At 77.6% G+C, this 492-nt stretch carries 1 pseudogene; it reads left to right on the top strand.

Features of this window, described 5'->3' with window-relative positions:
• Window positions 1-492, top strand: a pseudogene (locus AB0G02_RS30895) (hypothetical protein); the annotation flags it as partial.

Here is a 492-nt window from a genome sequence, read left to right as displayed (position 1 = left end):
TCGACGTCCTGGACGCCCTCGGGTTCTGGGCCGAGCTGCACGAAGTGGTGGCCGACGACGACGGCACCGCGACCGCGCTGGACCTGCCCGGCCCCGAAGAGGCCCCGGTCGGTCCCGCCCTGCTCCTGGCGTCCCTGCGCCGCTCGTCCGCGACCGCGGCCCGGTTGGTGGTGCCCGTGCCCGGCGACGTCCGCGGCCTGGGCGGCAACGGCCCGCTCGCCAAGTCCGCGTTGCGCGCCGGTCAGGCCGCCGTGCTGCCCGACGTCGGCGTGGGCCTGGTGCCGAAGCTGGTGGCCGACGGCGTGCTGCGGTGGACGGTGTTCGACCTGCCCAGCGCACCCGCCGCCGAGCACGTGCCGATCGGGGAGGCCGAGCACGGCCTGGCGTCCGCGATGCGCGAGGCCGCCACGGCGCTGGTGACGCTGGACGTCGCCAGGCACCGGCCGAACGTCCGGGCGGAGATCGCCGCGCTGTCCGCCGAGCACGCGGGGC

Origin of the sequence: Actinosynnema sp. NPDC023658 (assembly GCF_040639995.1) — a bacterium.
Lineage (GTDB): Bacteria > Actinomycetota > Actinomycetes > Mycobacteriales > Pseudonocardiaceae > Actinosynnema.
The sequence above is the reverse complement of the archived record's forward strand: the minus strand, read 5'-3'. Positions and strand labels throughout refer to the sequence as shown.